Below are 26,356 nucleotides of genomic sequence, written 5' to 3' on the forward strand. Positions count from 1 at the left end.
CAAATTGTTTGACCGAAGTCGGGCCTCCCGTCGGATCAGGCGAGATCGGGCGGGGTGGCCTCTTTCGACAGCTCGGCGACGATCTCGTCCAGCGCCATGACGGCGGTCTGTTTCTGCCCCAGACGACGCACGGAGACGGTCTTTTCCTCGACCTCGCGGGCGCCCACGGCGAGAATGACCGGCACTTTGCCAAGGCTGTGCTCGCGCACCTTGTAGTTGATCTTCTCGTTGCGGATATCGGCCTCGGCGCGCACACCGGCGGCTTTGAGCGTTGCGACGACCTCTTGTGCGTAGTCGTCGGCCTCCGAGATGATCGTGGTGACAACCACTTGGCGCGGCGCAAGCCAGAAGGGCAGATGCCCCGCCGAGTTCTCGATCAGGATGCCGATAAACCGCTCGAAAGAACCGAGCGTGGCGCGGTGCAGCATGACAGGACGGTGTTTGTTGCCGTCCGCCCCGATGTAGCTTGCGCCGAGGCGTTCAGGCAGGTTGCTGTCCACCTGAAGGGTGCCGCATTGCCATGTGCGCCCAATGGCATCCGTCAGAGTGAATTCAAGTTTCGGGCCGTAGAACGCGCCTTCGCCTTCCAGCACTTCAAACTCATATCCTGCCGCATGGCAGGCATCACCCAACGATTGTTCAAGCTTGTCCCATGTTTCATCCGACCCGATCCGTTTTTCGGGCCGTGTCGAAAGCTTGATGGTCCAGTCGTGGAAGCCCAGATCATCATAAATCTTCGCAAGGAAGGAAATGAATTTCTTGGTTTCCGATTCAATCTGGTCTTCCGTGCAGAAGATGTGACCATCGTCTTGGGTGAAACCGCGCACCCGCATGATGCCGTGCAAGGCCCCCGAGGGTTCATAGCGGTTGCAGGACCCGAACTCGGCAAGGCGCAGCGGCAGGTCGCGATAGGATTTGAGCCCCTGATTAAAGACCTGCACATGGCCCGGACAGTTCATGGGCTTGAGCGCGTTGATGCTTTTCTCGCGGGCATGTTCCTCGTCTACTTCAACGATGAACATGTTTTCCTGATATTTGTCCCAGTGGCCGGAAGCCTCCCAGAGCTTGCGGTCGATTACTTGCGGCGTATTCACCTCGACATAGCCGTCGCGTTCCTGCTGGCGGCGCATGTAGTCTTGCAGGGTGGTGTAGATTTTCCAACCGTTCGGATGCCAGAAAATCTGCCCCGGAGCCTCTTCCTGCATGTGGAACAGGTCCATCTCGCGGCCCAGCTTGCGGTGGTCACGCTTGGCGGCCTCTTCCATCATCACTTCCCACGCCTTCAGATCCTTGCGGTTCTTGAAGGCCACGCCGTAAATGCGTTGCAGCATCGGACGCGTGCTGTCACCCAGCCAGTAGGCACCGGCCACATGGGTCAGTTTGAAAGCATCCGCCGGAACCTGTCCCGTGTGCTGGAGGTGCGGCCCGCGGCAGAGGTCCTGCCAGTCGCCGTGCCAATACATGCGCAGGTCTTCGCCCTCGGGAATGCGGTTGACCAGTTCGACTTTGAACGGTTCGTTGCGGGCCTTGTAATATTCGATTGCCTCGTCACGGCCCCAAATTTCGGTTTTCACCGGCTCGCGGGCGTTGATGATGTCTTTCATCTTCGCTTCGATCTGGCCCAGGTCTTCGGGCGTGAACGGCTCTTCGCGGTCGAAGTCATAGAACCAGCCATTGTCACGCACCGGACCGATGGTCACTTTGACATCGGGCCAAAGCTCCTGAACCGCACGCGCCATGATATGCGCGAGATCGTGCCGGATCAGCTCCAGCGCGGGTTCGTCGTCCTTCATTGTGTGAATCGCGATGCTTGCGTCCTCATTGATCGGCCACTGGAGGTCCCAGTGCTGACCGTTGACGGACGCGGAGATCGCTTTCTTTGCAAGGCTGTTCGAGATGCTTGCGGCCACATCGGCAGGGGTTACGCCAGCGTCAAACTCGCGCGAATTGCCATCGGGAAATGTGAGAGAAATCGGTGCCATGTTAAGGCTCTCCTCGTCGGTTTGGCGCCCACGGAACGCCCGGTTGCGGGTATATATGTGTGCGCCTTATTTGCGTCCGCAGACAGGTGAAGTCAATGTGAAACCGCATTTGCATCCACGGGAATTGCAAACTTTGCGTATGAAGGATAGCTCTTTGGAAAAGAGGAGCCTGACATGACCGACTATCTCGACACCACATCCGGACGCCGTATTGCCTATAACCGCCTTGAGGGCGAGGGCACGGGGATTGTGTTTCTGGGCGGGTTCATGTCGGACATGTCCGGGACCAAGGCCGTGGCGCTCGAACAATGGGCGGCGGCTCAGGGGCGGCCTTTCCTGCGGTTCGATTATTCCGGCCACGGTGTCAGTTCGGGTGCCTTTGTCGATGGCTGCATCGGGGATTGGGCCGAAGACGCGCAATCGGCGATCGAGACCCTGACCGAAGGCCCGCAAGTTCTGGTGGGTTCGTCCATGGGCGGCTGGATTTCGCTGTTGATGTGCAAGCGCATACCTGCGCGTGTGGCCGGTCTCGTGACCATCGCCGCCGCGCCGGATTTCACCGAGGACGGGTTCTGGGCGGGGTTCGATGAGGCTCAGCGCAAGGCATTGGAGGAGGAGGGCGTTGTCCATGTGCCTTCCGGTTATGACGACCCCTATCCGATCACACGGCGGCTCATCGAGGACGGGCGCGACCATCTGGTCCTGCGCAGCCCGTTGTCGCTGCCGTTTCCGGTGCGGTTTTTGCAAGGCACGGTGGATGCCTCCGTGTCGGTCGAAACCGCGATGCAGTTGTTCGACCATGCGCAGGGCGAGGACATTCGTCTGACGCTTGTCAAAGGGGCGGATCATTCCTTCTCGACTGTCGAATGTCTGAAAACCATCGAAGCCGCGATCTTCGAAATTCTGGCGCGGAAGTGACCTGCGCCCCGCTTGACCTGATCCGCGCCGCGCCCCATGTGAAGAGGAACGCGCGGCGTGCATGTATTGATGTAGAAGACCTTTCACCATCGACTTGTCTGGCAAGTCTGTCGCGAAAGGCTGTAGGATGATCTATGACTGAGAGCCTTGTTCTGCTCCCCGGATTTCTGGCCGACGGTCGGGTCTTTGCCGACCAGATCAGCGACCTCAGCCGCAGCCATGCTGTGATGGTGGCCCCTTTGATCGGGGAAAGCCTGACGGAAATGGCTGATGCGGTTCTGGCGGTTGCCCCGCCGAAATTCGCCGTGGCAGGCCATGACCTCGGCGCGTCTGTTGCCACCGAAATCCTGCGCCGCGCACCGGGACGGGTGACGCGTATCGCGCTGCTCTCGGCCTCGGCTCAGGCCGAGCCGCCCAATGCCGCCGCCGCACGGGAGCCGCGCATGATCAAGGCCAAAACCGGCCGCTATGGCGAGGTTCTGCTGGAGGAATTGCCCTCCACCGCTCTGTGCGAAGGGCCTTACCGCAATGCCATTCGGGATCATTGGCTTGATATGGCGATGGAGGCGGGGCTTGAGATCTATCTTAAACAGTCGCGCATCCTGCAACGCCGTCCGGACCATCAAAACGTGCTGCGCCGCGCGCGTATTCCGGCGCTCGTCATCGGAGGTATGGCGGATACGATCTGTCCTCCGCGACGTCAGGAGTTTATCGCACAGCTCATGCCGCGTGCGGATCTGGTTTTGATCGAGAAAGCCGGACACCTGCCCATGCTGGAAGCCCCGACCACGGTTTCGCGTGCGCTCCAGACATGGCTGGAAGCCGAAGCCCCCTTCGTCCTACGCTAAAGCGGTCTGCGATGCGCCAGCACCGGAGCGCACGCAAACAGGCGCGCGTCTCCTTTGCTGCCGGAAATACTCAAAGAGAATCGTTCACAGCCGCGCCAACGACAGAATGTCGGGCGCCGCCGTATGGCCTCTTAGCCCGCTTTCGCCTGCGTATCCTTGCCCGCCACAACGCGCGGTCCGGAATTGGCGTCGATGAACTCAAGCACCAGAGGCCGGATGTTGTTGCGCCAGCCCTTGCCGGCAAAGATGCCATAGTGACCGGCGCCGGGTTCAAGATGCGAGGCTTTCAGGCTGTCGGGCAGCCCCGTGCAGAGATCAAGAGCCGCAACACATTGGCCGGGGGCGGAAATGTCGTCATTCTCGCCTTCGACCGTTTTGACCGCCACATCGGTGATCTTGCCGATATCGACCTGTTTTCCGGCGACGGTGAATTTGTTTTGGGCAATTTCCAGCCCTTTGAAAATCCGTTCGACGGTCGAGAGGTAGAACTCGGCGGTCATATCCATCACGGCGAGATATTCGTCGTAGAATTTGTTGTGTTTGTCATGATCCGAGGCTTCGCCCTTGGCCACGCGGGAAATCTGGTCGGTGAAGGCTTTCGTGTGGTTGTCGACATTCATCGCGATGAAGGAGGACAGTTGCAAAAGCCCCGGATAGACCTTGCGGCCAACGCCTTTGTATTTGAAGCCGACGCGCTGGATCATGGAATGTTCTAGCTGGCCCATGGTGACGCGATTGCCGAAATCCGTGACTTCGGTAGGGGTCGCGTCGGGGTCGATCGGTCCGCCGATCAGTGTCAGGGAGCGGGGCTGCGCCTGCGGGTCTTCTTCGGCGAGATAGGCGGTGGCAGCCAGCGCCAGAGGGGCGGGCTGGCAGACGGCAATCACATGGGTGTTCGGGCCGAGGTGTTTCATGAAATCGACGAGGTAGAGCGTGTAGTCCTCCACATCGAATTTCCCTTCGGAGACCGGAATGTCGCGCGCATTGTGCCAGTCGGTGACATAGAGTTCGCAATCCGGCAGCAGCGAAACAACGGTCGAACGCAAAAGCGTCGCGTAGTGGCCGGACATCGGCGCGACCAAAAGCACCTTGCGCGGCATTTCCTTGCGGCCTTGCACATTGAAGTGGATGAGATCGCCGAAGGGCTTGGCCAGTTCGACATCAACATCGACCAGATGATCGCGCCCGTCTTCGCCGACGACAGAGCCGATGCCCCAGTCGGGTTTGGTGTCCATACGCGAAAACGCCCGCTCCGTGACCTCGCCCCACGCGGCGAGCCATTGGAAGGCGGGGTTGGGGACCATGGCGACCGCGGGATAGGAGCCAAGCGCCTGCGCCGTTGCCCCAAGCCACTGGTTCGTGTTGCGGACCGTGTCCATCAGATCATAGGTTGCCATGAAACGCATAGGTTCCTCCAGAACGCTGCAGCCATGTGGGGAGTATTTGATCGCGTCTCGGTTGTAATCGACTTCCCACAGGCCAAGTCTATCGCTATCGTGTTTAACATAGTCTTACAGCACTTAGCGATGCTGCAAGTGCAAAATGTCGGGAGGTGTTGCAATGGCACGGGACGGAGAGGTTAAGGCGCAGGAAAAGCAGCAGGATTTGAAAAAGCTTCAAGAGAATATTGTCAAGATCGAAGAGCTTTCTGCCCGTCTGGTGGCCGCACTTGCAGAAAAAAAGCCGGTTCCACCCGCCTTGCAGGGCCCCAGTCAGGAGCTCTTTCTCAAGGCCGCCAGCGCATATATGGCCGAGATGATGAACAATCCGGCCCGCGTGATCGAGCATCAGGTGAGCCATTGGGGCAAGACGCTCAAACACTATGTCGAGGCGCAGCACCGGCTCAGCCACGGTGACCTGACCCCGCCGCCCGACGAGACACCCAAGGATCGCCGTTTCCAGAACCCGCTTTGGGAAACCAACCCCTATTTCAACTTCCTCAAACAGCAATACCTCCTGAACGCCGAGGCAATCGAGACCGCCGTGACGGATATGGAAGGGCTGGACGAGCGCGAGCGCAAGCGGATCGACTACTTCACCCGCCAGATCGTCGACATGATGTCGCCCACGAATTTTCTCGCTACCAACCCCGATGCCTTGCAACAGGCGGTGGAGACGGACGGGGAGAGCCTTGTGAAAGGGCTGGAGAACCTTGTGCACGATCTGGAGGACCACCACGGTGAAATGATCGTCAATCTGGCGGATAAAGAAGCCTTCGAGGTGGGAGAGAACCTTGGCACGTCGAAAGGGTCCGTGGTGTTTCGCAACCGGATGTTCGAACTGATCCAGTATGCCCCCCTGACTGACGAGGTGCACAAGACCCCGCTTCTGATCTTTCCGCCGTGGATCAACAAATTCTACATTCTCGACCTGCGGGAACAGAACTCTCTCATCAAATGGATCGTGGAACAGGGCTATACCGTGTTCGTCGTCTCCTGGGTGAACCCGAACGAGGGCTATGCCGATGTCGGTATGGACGAGTATGTCGAAGAGGGCTTCCTGACCGCCATTGAACAGGTGAAACAGATCACCTCCGAGCCGAAGATCAATGTCATCGGCTATTGTATCGCGGGGACGACATTGGCGATCACCCTGTCCCTGATGAAACAGCGTAAGGACAAGTCGGTCAAATCCGCGACCTTCTTTACCACGCTGACGGATTTCTCCGATCAGGGGGAAGTGGGCGTCTTTCTCGACGATGACTTCGTTGACGGGATCGAGGCGGAGGCCAAGCGCACAGGGATGATGAAATCCCTCTATATGAACCGCACCTTTTCCTACCTGCGTGCCAATGACCTGATCTACAGACCCGCAATCCGCTCCTATATGATGGGAGAGGCGCCGCCCGCCTTTGATCTGCTCTATTGGAACGGGGATGCCACGGACCTTCCGGGCAAGATGGCCGTGCAATACCTGCGGGGCCTGTGTCAGCGCGACGAACTGGCGACCACTGGCTTTTCGGTGTGTGGCACGAAGGCGCATTTGTCCGAGGTCGATGTGCCGCTCTTTGCCATCGGGTGCGAGACCGATCACATCGCCGCGTGGGACAGCTCTTACAACGGTGTGCGCCAGATGGGGTCGAAGAACAAAACCTTCGTCCTCTCCGAGTCCGGCCATATCGCGGGCATTGTGAACCCGCCCTCGAAAAAGAAATACGGCCATTACACCAATCCCGACCTGACATTGTCGCCCGAAGACTGGCGGGAAGGGGCAAGTTTTCACGAAGGCTCATGGTGGCCGCGCTGGGAAAAATGGCTGCGTGCGCGTTCCGGCAAAAAGATACCGGCGCGGGTTCCCGGTGATTCGGGCGTGAAAATCCTCGGACCGGCACCGGGCAACTACGTGAAGGCGAAGGCAACGCTCTGATATCCCGAGACTTCTTCGAAAATGCTGCGCCGCAGCACAAATGTCTTGATTTTCTGCGGTGCAGCGTGCATATTAATTGTGCAAACGCAGCAACGGCAATCCTGTCAGAGCGCGTGATGCCAGCGAGAACCCGGAACGGGCCGCTTTCGCACCTCAAAGCCAGAAGGATATGTGACATGGCCAAGACCGATGATATCACCAAGATGATGAAAGACATGATGGGCTCTTTCCCGCTCGATATGTCTGCAATGCAGGAAAGCTTCAAAACGCAAGCTGCACTTGCCGAGAAAATGTCCAAAGTGGCCATCGAAGCCGCCGAGAAATCCACCGAGATTTCCTCGAAATGGACCAAAGAGACCCTGACCAAAGTCTCCGACATCACCGCCGTGAAAGAAGAGCCGACAGATTACACCAAGGCGATCACCGATTTCGCCTCTGCCCAAGCCGAGCTGGCCGCCGAAAACATGGCCGCTTTTGCCGAGGTGGCCAAGAAAGTTCAGATGGAAACCGTTGAACTGATGCTGGCCGCTGGCAAGGACATGGGCGAGGACATGACCGCCGCTGCGAAAAAAGCGACGGATGAAATGACCAAAGTCGCGAAAAAGACGCCTGCGAAGTAAAACTGACCTCCCACCGCGTTTTTCTCCTCCCAGGAAACGTGGATCGCGAAACGGGCCCTCTTTGAGGGTCCGTTTTTTGTTGGCGGGGCAGGGTCTTGTCGACAGGATGCAAAGCGTGCGCAGGCGGAATTTCTTTTGCTTTTGCAATATCGCTCGCTTAGGCTTGCTGCATCGCCAATAAAGGGAGGGGAGCCCAATATTATGGCCACCGATAAAAAAAACATAGATAAAACCGGTCCTTTGCTGATCAAGCGTTATGCCTCTCGCCGTCTCTATAATACGGAGACCTCCGATTATGTGACGCTGGAAGACATTGCGGGATTTATCCGTGAAGGGCGCGATGTGCAGATCGTCGATTTGAAATCCGGCGACGATCTCACGCGGCAGTATCTTTTGCAGATCATCGCCGAACATGAAAGCCGCGGCGAAAGCGTGTTGCCGCTTGAGGTTCTGACCGATCTGGTGCGTAGCTACACGACCGACATTCAATCCGTCGTGCCGCAGTTTCTGGCGCAAAGCTTTGAAATGCTGCGTCAGGGACAGGAACAGATGATGCAGAACCTCGGCACGCAAATTCCGGGCTTCGAAGCCTTGCAGGCCCAGCAGGAAGCCTTTCTCAAGGCGATGACCGGCGGCATCGGGCAGAATTGGCCCACGCCAACGCCTGCGCCGCAGGACAGCAAAGAGGATCTGGGGGAGATCAAAAAGCAGCTTGCCGAGCTTCAGGACAAACTGTCAAAGCTGCAATAGGCGGCACAACATGACGGTGTAACAGAACTCCGGTCCGCAAAGGCCGGAGTTTTCTTTTTCCCGGCGCTCATTTGAGTATTTATAGCAGCAAAGGAAACAGGGGATCAGTGATGAGTGACAAGGTCGGGCGGTTGACCCTTTGGGGTGTCGAAGTGTTTCTTGCGGTTGCAGAGGACGGTTCTGTCTCCGCCGCCGCGAAACGACTGGGCGCATCCCCGTCGGCTGTGTCGCAACAAATCTCTAATCTGGAAACCGCGCTGGGCACGGAGTTGATCAACCGGCGCGAACGTCCGATGAGCCTGACACCGGCTGGACGGGTGCTGCGCAGGCGGGCGCAAAGCATCCTGCTGGAGGCGGCGCGGGCGCGTTCGGAGATTGCGGGGCTCGATCTCAGCCATCTTGGCCAGTTACGGCTTGGGATGGTGGAGGATTTCGAGGCCTCCGTGACGCCGCTTCTGATCACGCAGATGGCGGACCGTCTGACCGAGACGCGGTTCGAGCTGGAGACCGGCCCCTCGCACCGACTGGTGGACCAGTTGGAGAACCGTGCGCTTGATGTGATCGTGGCGGCGGAATTGAGCGAGGGGGCCGAGTGGTGCGATCATCACCCGTTGCTTCAGGATCCCTTTGTCGCCGTGGTGCCGAAAGGGCAGAGGGACGCGCCGCAACGCTTGCCGCTCATCCAATACACGCGCCGTCACGCGATGGGGCGCACCTTGGCGGAGCATTTGATTTCCGAGGGTGTGACGCTGACCCACCGGTTCGAGCTCGACAGTTACCGTGCCATTCAGGCGATGGTGGCGGGTGGCACAGGCTGGACCATCCTGTCGTCTCTTGGGGTGTTGAACGCCGGACGTTATGCGGCGGAGATCGAGGCCATTCCCCTGCCGATTGCGCCTTTGTCCCGCAAGATTTCCCTGACCGTGCGGCGCGATGGCATGTCGGAAATGGCAAGCGAGCTGGCGGGTCACTTGGGGCCTTTGTTGCAGGATCAGGTGGTTGATCCTCTGGTGGCGACCTATCCGTGGCTCGGCGGCTATCTCAAGCTTTTGTAATCACAGGTCTCCCACAGACTTTGTGTAACAGGACGCAAAACGCCTCCCGTTGAGGGGAGGCGTTCTGTGTTTTTGCGCTGACTGCTTACTCGGCGGCGAGTTTGGAGGCTTTGGCCTCGGCGGCTGCGGCGATGAGCGCATCGGCGATGAAGTCGCAATCCGCTTCGGTCAGCCGCGCCGGCAGACGTGTGTCGCAGGCTTTGGACAGCATTTCGCGGGTTTTCGGAAGCTCCGGCAGATCGCCCAAGAATTGCCAGTTCCAGAAGGCCCGCGCATTGTCGGTCGAGAGGCCGAAGACCTGCACCGAGACACCGCGCGTTTTGGCGGCGGCCTGAAAGGCAATGGCTTCCTCGCGGCTGAAATCCACAAGGTTGAATTGCAGACTGTCGGGCGCGCGGACTTCTTTTTCCAGCTTGGCAGGCACGGTCAGGTGCGGCGAGCTTTCCAGACGTGCGGCGGTGTAGTCGTGGTTGCGCCGACCATCGGCCACACGGCGCGGCACTTCCTTGAGCTGCGGGCGGACCAGCGTGGCGGACATATTCGACAGCCGCGTGTTGTAGAGCGGAAGCTGGTTCTGCCACTTGCCAAAGGCCTCGGCCAGCGCATTGTCGCGTTGCGGGTTATGCTTGCCCCAGTTGTGCTCATAGGCGCCGGACATGATGACGGCGCGGGCCATGATTTCGGGATCATCGGTGATCATGATGCCACCTTCGCCCGCGTTGAGCAGCTTGTAGGACTGGAAGGAAAAACACCCGATCCTGCCGATGGTGCCGATATTCTGCCCGTCCCAGACCGTGCCCAGCGAATGTGCGGCGTCCTCGATCAGCGGGATGCCCTTGGCATCGCAGGCGGCCTTGATCGCATCCATGTCGGAGGTGTGGCCCCGCATGTGCGAAATCATCACCGCATCGGCCTCTTCGATCTTGGCATGGAAGTCGTCGAGATCAATCCGGTAGTTGTCGCCACATTCCACCAGCACCGGTTTGCAATCGGCATGGACGATGGCGGAGGGCACAGCGGCGAAGGTAAAGGCGGGGATCAGCACACGCGCATCGCGGGGCAGGTCGAGCGCCTTGAGTGAGAGGAACAACGCGGCAGAGCAGGAGGCCACAGCCAGCGCATATTTCGCGCCCAGCATCTCGGCAAATTCCTGTTCGAGCAGGGTCACAGGCGCGTCTTTCGGCGCGGTGTAGCGGAACAGGTCGCCGGATTTCAGAAGCTGCTCGACGATGTCGCGCGCTTCTTCGGGGATCGGTTCTGCATCATAGACATTGGGCCCGAGACTCATAGTTTTACCTTTTCGAAATTCTTCTTTCATAAATACTGTAAGTGATGGGCGGTCAAAATGCCAGCGTCCGGCCGGAGGACCGGCGGGTTTTCGCAAAACCTTCATATGCGGGACAGACAGAAAAGAGACAGAAAAAGGGGAGCCGGAGCTCCCCTAGAAACCTGTGTATTTCATTTTGCGCGTTCAGACGTTGAGCAAGAGGTGCTCGCGTTCCCACGGGCTGATGACCTGAAGGTAGGCGTCATTCTCGGCGCGTTTGACCTGAAGATAGACTCGCACGAAGTCCGGCCCCAATACCTCCTGCATCTGGGTGGCGTTCTCCAGTAGGTCCAGCGCACGGGACAGGGTTTCGGGGATGCCATCGGCGGAGGCATAGGCATCGCCCACATATTCGTCCCGTGGTTCGCGGCGCTCCATAAGACCGAGATAGCCACAGGCCAGAGAGGCGGCAATCGACAGGTAGGGATTCACATCCATCCCCGGCAGGCGGTTCTCGATCCGGCGTGCTTCCGGTCCGGAGATCGGCACGCGCAGACCTGTGGTGCGGTTGTCGCGGCCCCATTCGAGGTTGATGGGGGCGGCAAAGTCGCGGACGTAGCGGCGGTAGCTGTTCACATAGGGGGCGTGAATGGCGATGGTGGAGGCGAGATGGTTTTGCAGCCCCGCGATGAAATGCAAAAACGCCTCGGTTTCCGAGCCGTCGGGGTTGGAAAAGATGTTCTCGCCCGTGTTGCTGTCCACGACAGAGTGGTGAATGTGCATAGCCGATCCCGGTTCGTCCTGAATGGGCTTGGCCATGAAGGTCGCAAAACAGTCGTGCCGCAGGGCGGCCTCGCGGATGAGGCGTTTGAAATAGAACATTTCATCGGCCAGTTTCACCGGATCGCCGTGGCGCAGGTTCATCTCGATCTGACCGGCGCCGCCTTCTTGCAGGATGCCGTCGATCTCAAGACCTTGCGCCTCTGCAAAGTCGTAAATGTCGTCAATGATCGGTCCGTATTCGTCCACGGCCGACATGGAATAGGCCTGACGCTGGGCGGCGCGACGGCCAGAGCGTCCGATGGGGGGCACGACCGGCTGGTTCGGGTCCACGTTGCGGGCCACGAGAAAGAATTCCATCTCGGGGGCAACAATCGGCTCCCAACCTTGGGCGCGGTAGAGATCAACCACACGTTTGAGCACGTTGCGCGGGGCGGTGGGGATCATCTCGCCTTGCTGATCCACCACATCGTGGATGACTTGCAAGGTCCAGTCGCCGGTCCACGGCGCGGCTGTGGCGGTGGAATAGTCCGGCACCAGAACCATATCGGGTTCGGTGAAGGGCGCTTCTGCATCTTCGACCCAGTCGCCGTTGATGGTTTGCAGAAAGATCGAATTGGGCAGGTAGAAATGTTTCTGTTTGGCGAATTTCGCGGCGGGCATGGCCTTGCCACGAGCGATGCCGGAGAGATCGGCGACGATACATTCCACCTCGTCGAGCTTGCGCCCTTCGAGATAGTCCAGCGCGGCTTCGGGCAGTTGGTCGAGAAACTCCATTACGTCAGGGCCTCCCGCCCGTGTTCCAGAAACGCCGCCATCAGGTCGGCAAAGCGTCGGTCATCCGTCGGCTTGTCATTTTCCGCGCGGGCCTGTTCCAAAAGCTCGGCAGGGTAGGTCGGATCATCTGCACGCGCGTCGAGATAGGCGGAGATGATATTCGGGCGCAGTTCCGGATGGGGTTGGATGGTCAGGATGCTGTCATCGTAAACCAGCGCGGCGTTTTCGCAAAAATCGTTGCCGCCCAGCACCTCGGCACCTTCGGGGCGCTGTGTCACCTGATCCTGGTGCCATGCGTTGAGATGGATCCGGCCCAAGGGCGCAATGTCATAGCTCTGTCGCCCGAGCGCCCAGCCGCCCTTATATTTCTCCACCGTGCCGCCAAGCGCCTTGGCGATGATCTGGTGGCCGAAACAGATGCCCAGCATCCGGCGACCGGAGGCATGGATGTCGCGGATCAGCTCTTCGAGCGGTTCGATAAAAGGATGATCCTCATAGGCCCCGTGTTTCGAACCGGTCAGAAGCCACGCATCGGCGTCTTCCGGCCCTTTCGGGAAATCCATATGCTCCACATCCCAATATTCATAAGAGAAATCGGGACGGTCAAAGAGCCGTTTGAACATCAGTGGAAAGTCCCCGTGAATTTGCGCGACGGGGTCAGGCGCGTGTCCGCATTGCAGAATGCCGAGTTTCATGAGTCACCAGTTGATTGGACTGATGTGACGGTAGCGGCTCGCCCTGATCCCGACAAGAGGGGAACAGGGGTGAGCGGTGAAATTTGATCAAAAATATGCAGGCAGGCTTAAACCGTGTCCAGATACAGTTCGACCTGCTCTTCGGGGCTGAGTTCCGTCCAGTCGCGAAGCTCCTGACGTTTGGTCAGCGTCAGGTTGCGCACAAGCTCTTCGGGGAAGATCCGCTTCATCAGCGGCGAGGCGGCGAATGTGTCAATCGCGGTGCCCCAGTTGCCCGGCATTTCCGGCAGGGTTTGCGCATAGGCGTTGCCGGTGATGGGCGGCGGGGCTTTCATCTTGTCTTCCATGCCGATGAGCGCTGCGCCGAGAATGGCCGCAATCATCAGATGCGGGTTCACATCCCCGCCGGAGACCCGATGCTCGATCCGGCGTGCCTTGTGCGATCCGCCGGGCACACGCACGGCGGCGGTGCGGTTGTCATAGCCCCAGCAAATCCGCGTCGGCGCATGTGAGCCGGGCACCAGCCGGTCATAGGAATTGCCATGTGGCGCAAAAAGGATCGTCGAATCCGGTATCGCGGCAAGACAGCCCGCAATCGCGTGGCGCATCATGTCGGTGCCTGCGGTGGAGCCGTCGTCAAAGATATTTTCGCCTGTCTCGTCGAGCATCGAGAAATGCGTGTGCATCCCGTTGCCCGCATATTCGTCATAGGGTTTCGCCATGAAGGAGGCGGCAAACCCGTGTTTGCGGGCTAGCCCCTTGACCAGAAGTTTGAACAGCCACGCATCATCGGCGGCTTTCAGGGCATCGGGGGAATAGACCAGATTGATCTCGAATTGACCCAACCCCGCCTCGGAAATCGCGGTGTCGGCGGGAATGTCCATCGCCTCGCAGGCGTCATAGAGATCGGTGAAGAACAGGTCGAACGCATCAAGGGCACGCAGGGCGAGGGTTTCCGCCCCCGGACGCCGCTTGCCCGACCGTGGCGAGCGCGGCACGCGCAACTGGCGCGAGCTGTCGTCGATCAGGTAGAATTCCAGCTCGGTGGCAACCACCGGAGTCAGCCCCTTGGCCTTGTAGCGCTCCAGCACACGGGCCAGAGCCTGACGCGGGTCACCGTCAAAGGGCTGTCCGTCTTCCTTGAACATCCACATCGGCAAGAGCGCGGTGGCGCTTTCCAGCCACGGCATCGGCACAAAGCCCCGCTCCGTCGGCAAAAGCACCCCGTCCTGATCGCCGCTCTCGAACACCAGCGGGCTGTCTTCGATGTCCTCGCCCCAGATGTCGAGGTTCAGCACGGAAAGCGGAAAGCGCGTGCCCTCGGTCTCCACCTTGTCGGCATATCGCGCGGACATTCTCTTGCCTCGCGCTTGCCCGTTCAGATCAGTTGCCGCAACGCGGATGGTTTTGATGTGAGGGTTCTGGGCCAGCCAACCATGGGGGGAGATCATTTTTGCACACTATCTGAATATTTGAGCCATAAACTTCGGTCGTTCATCCCGTGCCTGCGGCAGGTGACGGTTGAGCCGTTTGCCGATCAGACCAAAGACGGTGATGATGCAAAGCGTCACCAACACAAAATAGCCTGCAAGGATCGGGTAGGGAATGAAAGGGTTAAACGTCTTGTCGGCAAAGTAGGAGGCGTAATAGAGCGCATCGCCCTTTTGCTGGATCGCCGGAAAGCCGGAGACGAACACCAGCGTGGTGGAGTGAAAGATAAAGATCGCCTCGTTCGTATAGGCCGGCCATGCGAGCCGGAGCATCGTAGGCCAGACGATCCGGCGAAATCGTGGCCAGCCGGAAAACCCGTAGGCATCGGCGGCCTCCGTGTCGCCCTTGGGCACGGCCATGAGCGCACCGTAGAAAATTTCGGCGGAATAGGCGGTGGTGTTGAGCCACAGGACAATCGCGGCCCCCAGCCATGCGTCGGTCAGGTCGCCGAATGCCGGAACGGATTGCTTGATGGAGAGAAAGACGAAATAGCCGAAGAAAAACTGGATGAAGAGCGGCGAGCCACGGAAGATAAAGATGAACCACTCGGCCGATTTGCGCACGGCCTTGGTGTTTGAGGCTTTGGCCAGCGCGATGGCCTGCGCCGTGAAAAAGCCCAGAACAATGGCGAGCAGCCCGAAATAGATGTTCCACAACATCCCCGAGCCGATCAGGGTGAACTGTTCGCACAGGGTAATGTCGGAGCGCGGCAACAGGCGCTCCCCGATGCCCAGCGAGCGCAGGGCATAGGTCGAGATGGTCTCGGCACAGCTCATGATGTGGCCTCCGCTTTGCGCATGGCTTCACCTGCGGCGGTGGCCTGACCGTGTGACAGTTTGCGGTTGATGCGGGTCAGCACGATTTCGGAGACTTTCGTGAACAACAGATAAAAGACGAGCAGGGCGAAGAAGTAATACATCCGCCAGTCGCCATGCGGATAGTCGGTGAACCGTGCGGTCTTGGTCCCGCCCAGTTCGCGTGCCCAATAGACCACATCCTCGACGCCAAGCAGGAACAACAGTGGGGTGGCCTTGATCAGCACCATCCAGAGGTTCGACAGACCCGGCAGGGCATAGGTCCACATCTGCGGGACCATGATCCGCCAAAACGCCTGACGCTTGGTCATGCCATAGGCTTCTGCGGTTTCGATCTGCCCGTAGGGCACCGCCTTGAACGCACCGGCCAGAACATTGCCTGCAAATGCGCCAAAGACGATGGCAAAGGTCAGCACCGCCAGCGCAAAGCCGTAAATCTGGTGATACATTTCGGGGGCGGAGTTCTGCGGCATCTTGGCGGCCTGACAGACGATGAAATCATTGCCCTGACGGATCGGTTGATCCCAGTCGGGGCAGAGCATCTGGTGGCGCATCCATTCGATGCCCTGATCGAGTGCGATCACGAAGAAGAGGAAAAACGCGATGTCGGGCACGCCGCGCACCACGGCCATATAGATATTGGCGAGCCATCTGACCGGCGTAAAATGCGCGCGTGACCCGCTTGCGGCCATAAAGCCGAAGCCCAGAGCCAGAGGGGCCGTGATTGCCAAAAGCAACAACCCCGTCCCGAAGGAGGTGTAGAAAGCCATGTGCTTTCCGGTTGTCATATAACAACTCAACCACGCAAGGCGGTCCAGCGTGTCGGGATCAGCGCAATAGAAAAAGATGGGACACCTGTTCGCAGGGGGCTTGGTCAAAGGACGGGGCGCGTGAACGCCCCGTCTGTGTTTGAAACTCGGGAAATGATTATTCGAAGACGGGGCTGTCTTCGCCCAGATATTCGAGGATCATTTCGTTGAGCGTGCCGTCTTCTTTCATGGACGCGATGGCGGCATCAAACTTGGCGCGCAGCTCGGGGTCGGATTTGCGGAACCCCATGCCGATGCCGACGGACAGCGCGATGTCTTCGCCGACCCACATGGCAGAGCCTTCGTCAACGACCGGCACAAGCGTGTCCTTGTCTGCAAAAACAGCGTCGGCTTCGCCTGAGACCATTGCGGCAAGGCTGTCTTCGAAGGACGGGTATTCAAGCAGGGTCGCGCCGCTGTCGACAATGTGCTGCGACTGGATGGTGGAGGCCTGAGCCGCGATCACGCCACCTTCAAGATCCGCATCTTCGCTCAGAGCCGCATAGGCGGAGTAGGAGGGTGGGGTGTAGTTTTGGGAAAAGTCGATCTTTTCCTTGCGCTCTTCGGTGATGGACATGCCCGCGATGATGGCATCGTAGTTGCCCGAAAGCAGGTTCGGGATGATCGAATCCCAGTCGTTGGTCACCCATTCGCACTCAAGCTCGGCGCGGGCGCAAAGCTCGTCCCCCAGAACACGTTCGAAACCGGCCACTTCGCCGTTATCGTCGATGTAGTTATACGGAGGGTAGGCGCCCTCGGTGCCCAGACGGACGGTTTCGGCGGAAGCGGCACCTGCCACAAGGGCAAGGGCGGCCGCGGAAAGGATCAGTTTTTTCATGTGAAGTCTCCCGTTGATAGCGCTTTTGTTTAGGCCGGAACAGTCGCGCTGAGGAACTGTTTGAGCCGTTCGGATTTGGGATTGCCGAAGAGATCGGACGGGTGGCCCTCTTCTTCGATCAGCCCTTTGTGAAGGAACACGACATGGTCGGAAATATCCGCCGCCATGCGCATGTCATGGGTCACGATGATCATGGTGCGGCCTTCTTCGGCGAGCGCCTTGATGACCTTGATGACCTCTTGTTCAAGCTCGGGATCAAGCGCCGATGTCGGCTCGTCGAACAAAAGCGCCTGCGGCTCCATGCACAGCGCACGGGCAATCGCGGCGCGTTGTTGCTGGCCACCGGACATCTGCGCCGGATAGACATCGCATTTGTCGCCGATGCCCACCTTGTCGAGATACATCCGTGCCTTTTCCTCGACCTCTGCCTTGTCGCGGCCCATGACCGTGACCGGCGCTTCCATGACATTTTGCAGGATGGTCATATGGGCCCAGAGGTTGAACTGCTGGAACACCATAGAGAGGTTGGTGCGGATGCGTGTCACCTGTTTGCGGTCCGCCGGACGCCGGTCAAGCCCTGCGCCCTTCCACAAAATCGGTTCGCCATTAAAGATGATTTCGCCTTGCTGGCTGTCTTCCAACAGGTTGGCACAGCGCAAAAGCGTGGATTTGCCGGAGCCCGAAGACCCGATGAGCGAGGTGACATGGCCGCGGGGTGCGATCATGGACACGCCTTTGAGCACTTCGAGATCACCGTAGGATTTGTGCAAATCACGAATCTCGATGACGGGTGTTGCGGAATTTGAATCTTTGGTCAGCATCGACAAGAATTAGGGCTAAAGCTTTGGCAGATGCAACAATCATCAGCAGATTGCCCCAGCGTATCGCCATTTTTTTGATCAAACCGCCCCGTATCGCTCAGGGCTTGGGCGCTCCGCGCTTGTGGTTTTCGGTGCAGACAGCGGCGAAACGGGTGCTACCGGTCGCGGAAAACGGCGATTCTCGATGCGCGGGAGATCAGAGATCGGCCTCGACCCGTTGGCGTGCCAGCGCACTGTCCTGATCCTTCACGCCCAGCAGATTGGCCACCAGCCGCAACAGCGCATCCTCGTCCTGATCGCGCACCCCGTCGGCCAGCACCACGGACCAGAGCCCTTCGATCACATGGATGCGCTCCTCATAGGGCACGGCCTCCTTGAGCGCACGGGTGAAGCGCACGGTGTCGGGGGCTTCGGATTCGAGCTGCTCGGCCTCGGCGCGCAAACTCGCGGCCTCGAACGGCCCCAGCCCATAACGCTGCCGCAGCAGTTTTTCGATGCGCTCGGCCTCTTCGGGAGCATAATGCCCGTCAGAGCGCGCCACCCGCACCAAAAGCGCGGCCATCGCGCGGCGGGCGTCTGTGTCTTGCAGGGGCGCGGGCGCCGGTTGCAGCAGGGTTTTGAGAAAATCACCAAACATAGATGCCATATAGGGCAGGGCGGGGCGCAGGGAAAGGGGCGTGCCGCCGACACACCGTTCACGTTCCCGCGTGGCGGATCGCGCATGATGCCCGCCAAAAGAAAACGCCCGCAAACTCTCTGCGGGCGTCGGGGTCTGGATCAAAGCCTCAGGCCGGATCAGTATTTCTTCGGCACATAAAGCTCCGGCGGCAACACCGCACGCTCGTAGTCCTTGTTGTAGACGCGTTCGGGCAGTTGCACCTCTTCATGCGGGATTTCCTCGTAATCGAAGAGCGACAGAAGGTGGTCGATGCAGTTCAGACGCGCACGTTTCTTGTCATTGCCCTCGACGATATACCACGGCGCTTCGGGGATATTGGTGCGGAAGAACGTGTCCTCCTTGGCCTTGGTGTAATCCTCCCAACGGATGCGCGATTGCAGGTCCATCGGGGACAGTTTCCACTGTTTCATCGGGTCGTGGATCCGCATGAGGAATCGCATCTGCTGTTCCTCGTCGGTGATCGAGAACCAGTATTTCACGACCTTGATGCCGGAGCGCACCAACATGCGTTCAAATTCGGGAACGTCCTGAAAAAACTGTTCGACCTGATCTTCGTCGGCAAAGCCCATGACGCGCTCGACGCCGGAACGGTTATACCACGAGCGATCGAACAGCACCATTTCCCCCGCCGCCGGCAGGTGCGGCACATAGCGTTGGAAATACCACTGGCTCTTTTCACGATCCGAAGGCGCAGGCAGCGCGACCACACGCACAACACGCGGGTTGAGACGCTGGGTGATCCGCTTGATCACGCCGCCCTTACCCGCAGAATCGCGGCCTTCGAACAGCACAACGATCTTCTGACCCGTCTGCTCGACCCAGTCGTGCAGCTTGATCAACTCCGCCTGAAGGCGCAACAATTCGCGGAAATACACAGAGCGATCGAGCATGTCGGGATGCTCTTTCATGTAAATCTTCTTGATTTCCCGCGACAGAATGGAGTCCTCAAGCTCGATTTCCCACTCCTCGTCCAGCGTGTCTGCGAGTTCCGCTTCCAGCCAGTCCTGGGCGTCCTTATCAAAGCTCATGATCTGCTCCGTCCTTTCTCTTTGCGTATTGGGCCAGATCGACCGCGCAAACGGCTGATCCGGCCCAAGCGGGCATCGTTGTCTTTTGAAATGCTTTAACCATGCATACATGACGGTTTCTTGATGGAAAAGGAATGCAGCCCTCTGTGCGACCAAATAACCAAGGATGCCGCAATCGCGGGCAGCGGTCGAGAAAACCGGGCGCTCGAAAAGACCGCGAAAACAAGTGCGATGGGGCGGGCGGCATGTTAGGCCTGTCACGCAAAGGCCTATGACATCTGTGACACGGGCACCAGCAAAGTAGGACGCCATGTATAGACCGAACCAATCCGCCATCGACGACCCCGAAACCCTGCGCCATGCGATGGCCGAGATCGGTTTTGCCGCCCTTGTGACGCCCCATGCCGAGGGAATCGAGATCAGCCATCTTCCCGTTGTGCTGCGCGAGGAGGCGGGGCAGACGGTGATCGAGACCCACATGGCCCGCGCCAACGCCCAATGGAAACTGGCCGGTGTGCGCTCTGTCCTGATCTTTCAGGGTCCGCAAGCCTATGTCTCGCCGTCTTTCTATCCGTCCAAACAGGAGCACGGCAAAGTTGTGCCGACATGGTCCTATATCGTGGTCCATGCTCACGGGGCTTTCGAGACGTTTGACGGGGCGGCCGAACTTGGCGGGCATCTCAACGCGCTGACCCATCGCCACGAGGCCGGACGGGCCGAGCCGTGGTCTGTGGCCGATGCGCCCGTGCCCTATATCGCTGCGCTGAAACGGGGCATCATCGGGCTGCGATTTGCCGCCGAGCGGCTGGAAGGCAAGTGGAAGGTCAATCAACACCGCTCCGCCGAGGACCAGAGAGGCACCTATGAGGGGCTTATGGGGGCGGGCGAGCAGGGCGTCGATCTGGCGCAGGCGCTGGCCAGCTTTTCCGTGCGCACATGAGGCAGCGTGCCGCATCCTCCGGCGCGCGTTTGTATTGAACCCGCAAAGCCCTAGAGTCAAAGCTCAAGAGTCGCTCTCCGATTCACACTGCGCGACTCACAATGAACGCGAAATGAACGCGAAAGGTTTACGCCATGCTTCAGGATAAGAAAAACGAGCTTGATTCCGAGAAACAGAAAAAGGTTCTCACCCGTCTCGTGAAAGAGTTGAGCGAGGCGAAGCCGGAATTCTATTACAAATCCACGCCTGAAATCGCGGTCTTGCTCAAGGACCAGATCGAAGCGGGCAAATCGCTTAACGGTGAAGAACGGCATTTGATGCAGCGTCTTTCCCTGCGTGACATCGAAGTGATCTTGAGCCTGCACTAAAGCGTTTCGCAAACACGAATGCCTGCCGCAAGGTTACAGGGTATAAATCAGGCCATAAAAAAGGCGCCCCGAAGAGCGCCTTTCAAACCGTTGCGACAGGCTTTTACACCAGCCGCGAGTTTTCTTTTGCCGCGCGGATGAAATCGCGGAAGAGCGGGGCCGGAGCGAAAGGTTTCGACTTCAGCTCGGGGTGATATTGCACACCAATATACCACGGGTGATCCTTGGCCTCGACGATCTCCGGCAGGCGTCCGTCCGGCGACATGCCGGAGAAGATCAGCCCGCATTCTTCGAGCTTCTCACGATATTTCGTGTCCACCTCGTAGCGGTGACGGTGGCGTTCCTCGATCTTGGTCGAGCCATAGATCTCCGCCACTTTGGAGCCTTCTTTGAGCGTCGCCGTATAGGCACCAAGGCGCATGGTACCGCCCTTGTCGTCGTCGGATTTGCGGCGCACGGTGTGATTGCCCTGCACCCATTCCTTGAGGTGGTAAACCACCGGCTCGAACCGTTTCTTGCCTGCTTCGTGGTCGAATTCTTCGGAGCCTGCGGATTCGATTCCCGCCAGATTGCGTGCCGCTTCGATCACGGCCATCTGCATGCCGAGGCAGATACCCAGATAGGGCACCTTGCGTTCACGGGCGAATTGCGCCGCTTTGATCTTGCCCTCTGTGCCGCGTTCGCCAAAGCCGCCGGGGACCAGAATGGCGTCATAGCCTTCGAGATAGGGGGCGGGGTCTTCGTGTTCGAAGGTTTCCGCATCTACCCAGTCAACTTTGACCTTCACACGGTTGGCCATGCCGCCGTGGGTGAGCGCCTCTGCGATGGATTTATAAGCGTCCTCAAGCTGGACATATTTGCCGACGATGGCGACTTTGACCTCGCCTTCGGGATTGAAAATCCGGTCGGCCACGTCATGCCATGTGGACAGGTCGGGTTTGGGCGCAGGCGCGATGCTGAACGCGTCGAGCACCGCCTGATCCAGCCCCTCGCGGTGATAGGCCAGCGGGGCCTCGTAGATGGATTTCAGATCGGGCGCGGCGATCACATCCTCTTTGCGGACGTTACAGAACAGCGCGATCTTCTCGCGTTCCTTCTCCGGAATCGGATGTTCGGAGCGGCAGACCAGCACGTTCGGCTGCAACCCGATGGTGCGCAGCTCTTTCACGGAGTGCTGGGTCGGCTTGGTCTTCAACTCGCCCGATGCGGCAATATAGGGCAGCAGCGTCAGGTGCATGAAGATACACTGGCCGCGCGGGCGGTCCTGTGCGAACTGGCGGATGGCCTCGAAGAACGGCAGACCTTCGATGTCGCCCACGGTGCCGCCGATCTCGCAGAGCATGAAATCAACCTCGTCATCACCCACGGCGAGGAAGTCCTTGATCTCGTTGGTGACATGCGGGATCACCTGAATCGTTTTGCCCAGATAGTCGCCACGGCGCTCTTTCTCCAGCACATTTGTGTAGACGCGGCCCGAGGAAATCGAATCTGTCGCCCGCGCCGAAACACCGGTGAAGCGTTCGTAATGCCCGAGATCGAGGTCGGTTTCCGCGCCATCGTCGGTGACAAACACCTCGCCATGCTCGAACGGACTCATCGTGCCGGGGTCGACGTTCAGGTAAGGATCGAGCTTGCGCAGGCGGACCGAATAGCCGCGGGCCTGCAACAATGCGCCCAACGCGGCAGAGGCGAGGCCTTTGCCAAGAGAAGAAACCACACCGCCGGTGATGAAAACGTAGCGTGCCATGGGCTGGAGATGCTCCCGTGATAGTCCGAATTCTTGTTTTTACGTTGTTCCAATGGCCATTTACCCGATCTCGTCGACCGGCTGACCCCTGCTCAAAACAACGTGGTTCACGGGATTTAAGAAGTAACAGATTCGGCCATCCCGTGCAACCAAACCGCAACATGTTGAGGGGATTTTCCCCTCAACCCTCAAGGTCTTGTTAAATCTGATGCTTAGATCAGTCGGCGCGCGGCGGAGCGACAGGTGCGTCGGTCGTGCTCGGCGGCAAAAGATCGGAGCCCGACGGCAACGCGGGGCTTCCCTCGTCGGCCGGCAGAACCTCTTCAACCGCAACACCATCCATCACGGAGCTCGATGCCGCTTCCTTGCGGGCCAGAACCGTCAGGGTGATGGACGTGGCAATAAAGCCGATGGCAAAAATCCATGTCATCTTGCCCAATGCGGTCGCAGCCGCACGGCCGGTCATGACGTCGCCGCCACCGCCCATACCAAGGCCGCCACCTTCGGAACGCTGGAGCAACACGATGCCAATGAGGCAGAGCGCGAGGATCAGGTGGACAACGAGAATGACATTTTCCATGGATCAGGCCTTTAGGGGTCGTTCGATGGGGCTACTTAAGTGGTCTATGGGCATCACGCAACCCCGATCTGGTCCCTTCTGTCGGGTTCCGTGCGATTGGTGGCGAAATGCACGCGGGGCGGGGCGTCCCAGATAAGGGTTTCATCACCCCGTCGGGACCGTTATACAGCGACGGGTTTCATCCGTTCATAAGGACTCACTATGGCTAACGTCGTCGTTGTCGGCGCCCAATGGGGTGACGAGGGAAAAGGCAAGATCGTGGACTGGCTCTCCGAGCGCGCAGATGTGATTGCGCGCTTTCAGGGCGGACACAACGCGGGCCACACGCTCGTCATTGATGGAAAAGTATACAAGCTGAACGCATTGCCCTCGGGTGTGGTGCGCGGCGGCAAGCTGTCGGTGATCGGCAACGGGGTCGTGCTCGATCCGTGGCATCTGGTCAACGAGATCGCCAAAATCCGCGAGCAGGGCGTCGAGATCACGCCGGAGACCCTGATGGTCGCCGAAAACACGCCGCTGATCCTGCCGATTCACGGCGAGCTTGATCGCGCCCGCGAAGAAGCCGCCAGCAAAGGCACCAAGATCGGCACCACCGGTCGCGGTATCGGACCGGCCTATGAAGACAAAGTGGGCCGCCGTTCTGTGCGTGTGGCCGATCTGGCCGACGAAGAAACACTCATCGCCCGTGTGGACCGTGCGCTCCAGCATCATGATCCGCTGCGTCGGGGCCTCGGCATTGCGCCGGTGGACCGCGAGCGTCTGATCAATGATCTCAAAGAGATCGCCAAGGAAATCCTGCCCTACGCGGCGCCGGTCTGGAAGGTTCTCAAAGAGAAACGCAAAGCCGGTAAACGCATCCTGTTTGAAGGGGCGCAAGGCGCGCTGCTTGACATTGATTTCGGCACCTATCCCTTTGTGACCTCGTCGAACGTGATCGCCGGTCAAGCCGCGACAGGCGTTGGCATGGGGCCGGGCGCGATTGATTATGTCCTCGGCATTGTGAAAGCCTACACCACCCGCGTGGGCGAAGGGCCGTTCCCGACCGAATTGCAAGACGCCGACGGTCAACGCCTTGGCGAGCGCGGTCACGAGTTCGGCACGGTGACAGGACGTCAGCGCCGCTGTGGCTGGTTCGATGCCGCCCTTGTGCGCCAGACCTGCGCCACCTCCGGCGTGACGGGGATCTCGTTCACCAAGCTCGACGTTCTGGACGGGTTCGAAACGCTGAAAATCTGTGTCGGCTATGAGCTGGACGGCAAAAAGCTCGACTATCTGCCGACCGCAGCCGACGAACAGGCGCGTTGCACACCGATCTATGAGGAAATGCCGGGTTGGTCCGAGTCGACCGAAGGCGCGCGCAGCTGGAACGACCTTCCGGCCAATGCGGTGAAATATGTCCGCCGCGTCGAAGAACTGATCGAATGTCCGGTGGCCTTGCTCTCCACAAGCCCCGAACGCGAGGACACGATCCTTGTAACCGATCCTTTCGCGGATTGATCGCATGGCCCTGAGCTACAAAAACCGGCGTCGTCTGTCGCTTCTGATTCTCGTGTTGGGGCTGCCCGCCTATATCGTGCTGGCCGTGACACTGGTGAACCAGATCGAGCGCCCGACGATCTGGGTCGAGCTTCTGATCTATGTCGGGCTCGGTGTGCTCTGGGCCTTCCCGCTCAAGGCCGTGTTCAAAGGGATTGGCCAAGCCAACCCCGACGCGCCGCAAGATCAGGACGAGCCGCGCTAAACTGCGGATTTGTCAACAGAATACGAAAAAGGCCGCCTCAACGGGCGGCCTCTTTTTTGTGTTTTGAACGGCGTTAGCGCAGTTTGAACCGTGTGTTTTCAGCCACGGCGAATCTGCCACGGCTCAGCTTGCGGATCTTGCCTTGGCGCAGAAGCTGGCCGAAGGAGCGCAGGCGTTCCTCGACCGGCATGTCTTCGGGCATGGCCTCTTGTGCCAGATGCATGATCTGCGGACGGGTCACGGTTTCGCGGCCCTGCACAAAGTTGGAGAATGCGGTTGCGGCTTCGAGCAGTTCGGGCAGGCTCTCGGCCCCGAGCGTTTCGGCAAACTCCGTAAACGTCGTGTCTTTTTCGGGGGCCACCTTGGCGATTGCATCCGCTTCGTCAAAGTTTTCGGCTTCCTGAACGGCCAGAGCAGCACGCGACACACGGCGCGGGCGCACCGGTGTGATGTCTGCGCCGCTGGGCAGGTCCGCCGGCGGGTCGATCCGTTGTTCGGACACAAGCATCAGCGGCGGCAGTTTGCGGCGGGTCTTGTGACCGCCTTCGGGACGGGTCGGACGGACGACGCGGGCGAGGTCTTCTTTATACTCCTGCGCATCGTTTTCGTCGGAGGCGTCCTTCGCGCCGGATTTCTCCGCACGAATAGCCCCCACGGCGGCTTTCAGATGTTCGATCGCATTGCGGCGGCGGGTGTTTTCGCCTTTCGCCATTTCGCGATCCGTCTCGTCCAGAAGACGCGACACAGAGGCGTCGGAAGTGTCGAACACATTGTCCGCATCCTCGTCATCCTCGCTGTCGTCGCTCTCGTCGGTTTCCATAAAGAGGACTTCCGGCGCGTCGTCGTCGTCCAGCGCGTCTTCTTCCGCAGTTTCCGGTTCGGCAGCGATGGCGGCAACCTCTGCGAGTTCGCGCATCAGGTCTTCTTCGGCTTCTTCGTCGAGCGAAGACGCCCCGAGTTCGCGGCGCAGGGTGGAGGTGATGTCGTCATCTTCGGCTTCGTCGGCGTCAAGCACCTCTGCTTCGATGATCTCACCTTCTGCAACGGCCTCTTCCACCTCTTCGGCTTGCGGCATGTTTTCCATACGCGCCCGCACGCGGCTGAGCGGATCGTCGGCCAGATCAGCCGTCTCGTCCTCAATGGCATCCTCTACCGCAGCGGCAGACTCCGCGATGTCGGCGGCCAGATTCGGGTCCATCTCATGGGGCGCGGCGGCGGTGTCTTCGGCCTCTTCGTCTTCCGCGGTCAGCGAGGACAGGATGTTGTCGAGTTTTGCATCGTCCTCGGAAACTTCCTCAATGATATCTTCGGCAACCTCGACCTGACTGTTTTCGTTGGCGATTTCCGCATTCATTTCGGAAATAATCGCCGCAGCCTCTTGAAATGGCGCGGCCGTGCTGGACATTTCTTCGGCTTCGGCTTCGGCTTCGGCTTCGGCTTC

25 protein-coding genes are annotated in these 26,356 nt (G+C 59.3%); 10 read left to right on the forward strand and 15 right to left on the reverse strand.

Annotated elements, in window-relative coordinates; all coding sequences use genetic code 11:
- Positions 1-35 precede the first annotated feature (35 nt).
- Positions 36-1,982: a threonine--tRNA ligase gene (thrS, locus tag BM152_RS00735; RefSeq protein ID WP_066603132.1), complete on the reverse strand. Its 1,947-nt coding sequence runs from the start codon at positions 1,980-1,982 to the stop codon at positions 36-38.
- 174 nt (positions 1,983-2,156) lie between these two features.
- Between thrS and BM152_RS00740 the strand changes: the two genes are divergently transcribed.
- Complete coding sequence (locus BM152_RS00740) at positions 2,157-2,900, forward strand: alpha/beta hydrolase (protein ID WP_066603137.1); 744 nt, start codon at positions 2,157-2,159, stop codon at positions 2,898-2,900.
- A 134-nt stretch (positions 2,901-3,034) separates the two neighbouring features.
- The gene (locus BM152_RS00745; protein ID WP_066603139.1) at positions 3,035-3,748 is read left to right on the forward strand and encodes an alpha/beta fold hydrolase; all 714 of its coding nucleotides are present in this window, start codon (positions 3,035-3,037) and stop codon (positions 3,746-3,748) included.
- A 131-nt stretch (positions 3,749-3,879) separates the two neighbouring features.
- Here the strand turns inward: BM152_RS00745 and phaZ are convergent, their stop codons facing one another.
- Positions 3,880-5,154: a polyhydroxyalkanoate depolymerase gene (gene phaZ, locus BM152_RS00750; protein WP_066603141.1), complete on the reverse strand. Its 1,275-nt coding sequence runs from the start codon at positions 5,152-5,154 to the stop codon at positions 3,880-3,882.
- A 154-nt stretch (positions 5,155-5,308) separates the two neighbouring features.
- Here phaZ and BM152_RS00755 point away from each other — a divergent pair, with 154 nt between their 5' ends.
- From BM152_RS00755 to BM152_RS00770, 4 genes are all read left to right on the forward strand, one after another.
- Positions 5,309-7,114, forward strand: coding sequence for a PHA/PHB synthase family protein (locus tag BM152_RS00755; RefSeq protein WP_066603144.1), 1,806 nt, complete (start codon positions 5,309-5,311; stop codon positions 7,112-7,114).
- A gap of 176 nt (positions 7,115-7,290) precedes the next feature.
- Positions 7,291-7,734, forward strand: coding sequence for a phasin family protein (locus BM152_RS00760; protein WP_066603147.1), 444 nt, complete (start codon positions 7,291-7,293; stop codon positions 7,732-7,734).
- 201 nt (positions 7,735-7,935) lie between these two features.
- Entirely contained in the window at positions 7,936-8,484 is a 549-nt protein-coding gene (phaR, locus tag BM152_RS00765; RefSeq protein WP_066603150.1) for a polyhydroxyalkanoate synthesis repressor PhaR, read from the forward strand.
- A gap of 110 nt (positions 8,485-8,594) precedes the next feature.
- Positions 8,595-9,539, forward strand: a complete 945-nt coding sequence (locus BM152_RS00770; protein WP_066603152.1) for a LysR family transcriptional regulator — start codon at positions 8,595-8,597, stop codon at positions 9,537-9,539.
- An 85-nt stretch (positions 9,540-9,624) separates the two neighbouring features.
- Here the strand turns inward: BM152_RS00770 and BM152_RS00775 are convergent, their stop codons facing one another.
- The 10 genes from BM152_RS00775 to ppk2 form a co-directional block, all read right to left on the reverse strand.
- A complete protein-coding gene (locus BM152_RS00775) occupies positions 9,625-10,827 on the reverse strand; it encodes a DegT/DnrJ/EryC1/StrS family aminotransferase (protein WP_066603154.1) in 1,203 nt (400 codons plus the stop codon).
- A gap of 183 nt (positions 10,828-11,010) precedes the next feature.
- Positions 11,011-12,363 (reverse strand): glutamine synthetase family protein, encoded by a 1,353-nt coding sequence (locus BM152_RS00780; RefSeq protein WP_066603160.1) that lies wholly within the window; start codon positions 12,361-12,363, stop codon positions 11,011-11,013.
- Positions 12,363-13,058, reverse strand: a complete 696-nt coding sequence (locus BM152_RS00785; RefSeq protein WP_066603163.1) for a type 1 glutamine amidotransferase — start codon at positions 13,056-13,058, stop codon at positions 12,363-12,365. The genes BM152_RS00780 and BM152_RS00785 overlap by 1 nt, the downstream gene beginning before the upstream one ends.
- Positions 13,059-13,165: 107 nt before the next feature.
- Positions 13,166-14,509, reverse strand: a complete 1,344-nt coding sequence (locus BM152_RS00790) for a glutamine synthetase family protein (RefSeq protein ID WP_066603169.1) — start codon at positions 14,507-14,509, stop codon at positions 13,166-13,168.
- Between the two features lie 9 nt (positions 14,510-14,518).
- On the reverse strand, positions 14,519-15,325 hold the full coding sequence (locus BM152_RS00795; RefSeq protein ID WP_066603171.1) for an ABC transporter permease: 807 nt from the start codon (positions 15,323-15,325) through the stop codon (positions 14,519-14,521).
- Positions 15,322-16,212, reverse strand: a complete 891-nt coding sequence (locus BM152_RS00800) for an ABC transporter permease (protein ID WP_082715371.1) — start codon at positions 16,210-16,212, stop codon at positions 15,322-15,324. Before BM152_RS00800 ends, BM152_RS00795 begins: the two co-directional genes overlap by 4 nt.
- Before the next feature lie 79 nt (positions 16,213-16,291).
- Positions 16,292-17,011 (reverse strand): transporter substrate-binding domain-containing protein, encoded by a 720-nt coding sequence (locus BM152_RS00805; protein ID WP_066603176.1) that lies wholly within the window; start codon positions 17,009-17,011, stop codon positions 16,292-16,294.
- A 29-nt stretch (positions 17,012-17,040) separates the two neighbouring features.
- Entirely contained in the window at positions 17,041-17,832 is a 792-nt protein-coding gene (locus tag BM152_RS00810; protein ID WP_066603181.1) for an ABC transporter ATP-binding protein, read from the reverse strand.
- Between the two features lie 196 nt (positions 17,833-18,028).
- Positions 18,029-18,469: a tellurite resistance TerB family protein gene (locus tag BM152_RS00815; protein ID WP_066603730.1), complete on the reverse strand. Its 441-nt coding sequence runs from the start codon at positions 18,467-18,469 to the stop codon at positions 18,029-18,031.
- 158 nt (positions 18,470-18,627) lie between these two features.
- The gene (gene ppk2, locus BM152_RS00820) at positions 18,628-19,539 is read right to left on the reverse strand and encodes a polyphosphate kinase 2 (protein WP_066603184.1); all 912 of its coding nucleotides are present in this window, start codon (positions 19,537-19,539) and stop codon (positions 18,628-18,630) included.
- 310 nt (positions 19,540-19,849) lie between these two features.
- Between ppk2 and BM152_RS00825 the strand changes: the two genes are divergently transcribed.
- Entirely contained in the window at positions 19,850-20,479 is a 630-nt protein-coding gene (locus tag BM152_RS00825) for an FMN-binding negative transcriptional regulator (RefSeq protein WP_066603186.1), read from the forward strand.
- A gap of 134 nt (positions 20,480-20,613) precedes the next feature.
- Complete coding sequence (locus tag BM152_RS00830; protein WP_066603188.1) at positions 20,614-20,847, forward strand: hypothetical protein; 234 nt, start codon at positions 20,614-20,616, stop codon at positions 20,845-20,847.
- A 103-nt stretch (positions 20,848-20,950) separates the two neighbouring features.
- Here the strand turns inward: BM152_RS00830 and BM152_RS00835 are convergent, their stop codons facing one another.
- Positions 20,951-22,594, reverse strand: a complete 1,644-nt coding sequence (locus tag BM152_RS00835) for a CTP synthase (protein WP_066603190.1) — start codon at positions 22,592-22,594, stop codon at positions 20,951-20,953.
- A gap of 217 nt (positions 22,595-22,811) precedes the next feature.
- Entirely contained in the window at positions 22,812-23,174 is a 363-nt protein-coding gene (gene secG / locus BM152_RS00840; protein WP_066603192.1) for a preprotein translocase subunit SecG, read from the reverse strand.
- 201 nt (positions 23,175-23,375) lie between these two features.
- Between secG and BM152_RS00845 the strand changes: the two genes are divergently transcribed.
- Entirely contained in the window at positions 23,376-24,671 is a 1,296-nt protein-coding gene (locus BM152_RS00845; RefSeq protein WP_066603195.1) for an adenylosuccinate synthase, read from the forward strand.
- A gap of 4 nt (positions 24,672-24,675) precedes the next feature.
- Positions 24,676-24,915: a DUF2842 domain-containing protein gene (locus BM152_RS00850; protein WP_066603198.1), complete on the forward strand. Its 240-nt coding sequence runs from the start codon at positions 24,676-24,678 to the stop codon at positions 24,913-24,915.
- Positions 24,916-24,988: 73 nt separating this feature from the next.
- Here the strand turns inward: BM152_RS00850 and BM152_RS19115 are convergent.
- A partial coding sequence (locus BM152_RS19115) for a hypothetical protein (protein ID WP_158527935.1) occupies positions 24,989-26,356 on the reverse strand: 1,368 nt, incomplete at its 5' end.

The organism is Celeribacter halophilus, from assembly GCF_900114135.1.
GTDB classification, from domain to species: Bacteria; Pseudomonadota; Alphaproteobacteria; order Rhodobacterales; family Rhodobacteraceae; genus Celeribacter; species Celeribacter halophilus.

Coding starts and splice junctions, on each gene's coding strand:
- thrS (WP_066603132.1), bottom strand. CDS start 1,982: ATGGCACCGATTTCTCTCACATTTCCCGATGGCAATTCGCGCGAGTTT.
- BM152_RS00740 (WP_066603137.1), top strand. CDS start 2,157: ATGACCGACTATCTCGACACCACATCCGGACGCCGTATTGCCTATAAC.
- BM152_RS00745 (WP_066603139.1), top strand. CDS start 3,035: ATGACTGAGAGCCTTGTTCTGCTCCCCGGATTTCTGGCCGACGGTCGG.
- phaZ (WP_066603141.1), bottom strand. CDS start 5,154: ATGCGTTTCATGGCAACCTATGATCTGATGGACACGGTCCGCAACACG.
- BM152_RS00755 (WP_066603144.1), top strand. CDS start 5,309: ATGGCACGGGACGGAGAGGTTAAGGCGCAGGAAAAGCAGCAGGATTTG.
- BM152_RS00760 (WP_066603147.1), top strand. CDS start 7,291: ATGGCCAAGACCGATGATATCACCAAGATGATGAAAGACATGATGGGC.
- phaR (WP_066603150.1), top strand. CDS start 7,936: ATGGCCACCGATAAAAAAAACATAGATAAAACCGGTCCTTTGCTGATC.
- BM152_RS00770 (WP_066603152.1), top strand. CDS start 8,595: ATGAGTGACAAGGTCGGGCGGTTGACCCTTTGGGGTGTCGAAGTGTTT.
- BM152_RS00775 (WP_066603154.1), bottom strand. CDS start 10,827: ATGAGTCTCGGGCCCAATGTCTATGATGCAGAACCGATCCCCGAAGAA.
- BM152_RS00780 (WP_066603160.1), bottom strand. CDS start 12,363: ATGGAGTTTCTCGACCAACTGCCCGAAGCCGCGCTGGACTATCTCGAA.
- BM152_RS00785 (WP_066603163.1), bottom strand. CDS start 13,058: ATGAAACTCGGCATTCTGCAATGCGGACACGCGCCTGACCCCGTCGCG.
- BM152_RS00790 (WP_066603169.1), bottom strand. CDS start 14,509: ATGATCTCCCCCCATGGTTGGCTGGCCCAGAACCCTCACATCAAAACC.
- BM152_RS00795 (WP_066603171.1), bottom strand. CDS start 15,325: ATGAGCTGTGCCGAGACCATCTCGACCTATGCCCTGCGCTCGCTGGGC.
- BM152_RS00805 (WP_066603176.1), bottom strand. CDS start 17,011: ATGAAAAAACTGATCCTTTCCGCGGCCGCCCTTGCCCTTGTGGCAGGT.
- BM152_RS00810 (WP_066603181.1), bottom strand. CDS start 17,832: ATGCTGACCAAAGATTCAAATTCCGCAACACCCGTCATCGAGATTCGT.
- BM152_RS00815 (WP_066603730.1), bottom strand. CDS start 18,469: ATGTTTGGTGATTTTCTCAAAACCCTGCTGCAACCGGCGCCCGCGCCC.
- ppk2 (WP_066603184.1), bottom strand. CDS start 19,539: ATGAGCTTTGATAAGGACGCCCAGGACTGGCTGGAAGCGGAACTCGCA.
- BM152_RS00825 (WP_066603186.1), top strand. CDS start 19,850: ATGTATAGACCGAACCAATCCGCCATCGACGACCCCGAAACCCTGCGC.
- BM152_RS00830 (WP_066603188.1), top strand. CDS start 20,614: ATGCTTCAGGATAAGAAAAACGAGCTTGATTCCGAGAAACAGAAAAAG.
- BM152_RS00835 (WP_066603190.1), bottom strand. CDS start 22,594: ATGGCACGCTACGTTTTCATCACCGGCGGTGTGGTTTCTTCTCTTGGC.
- secG (WP_066603192.1), bottom strand. CDS start 23,174: ATGGAAAATGTCATTCTCGTTGTCCACCTGATCCTCGCGCTCTGCCTC.
- BM152_RS00845 (WP_066603195.1), top strand. CDS start 23,376: ATGGCTAACGTCGTCGTTGTCGGCGCCCAATGGGGTGACGAGGGAAAA.
- BM152_RS00850 (WP_066603198.1), top strand. CDS start 24,676: ATGGCCCTGAGCTACAAAAACCGGCGTCGTCTGTCGCTTCTGATTCTC.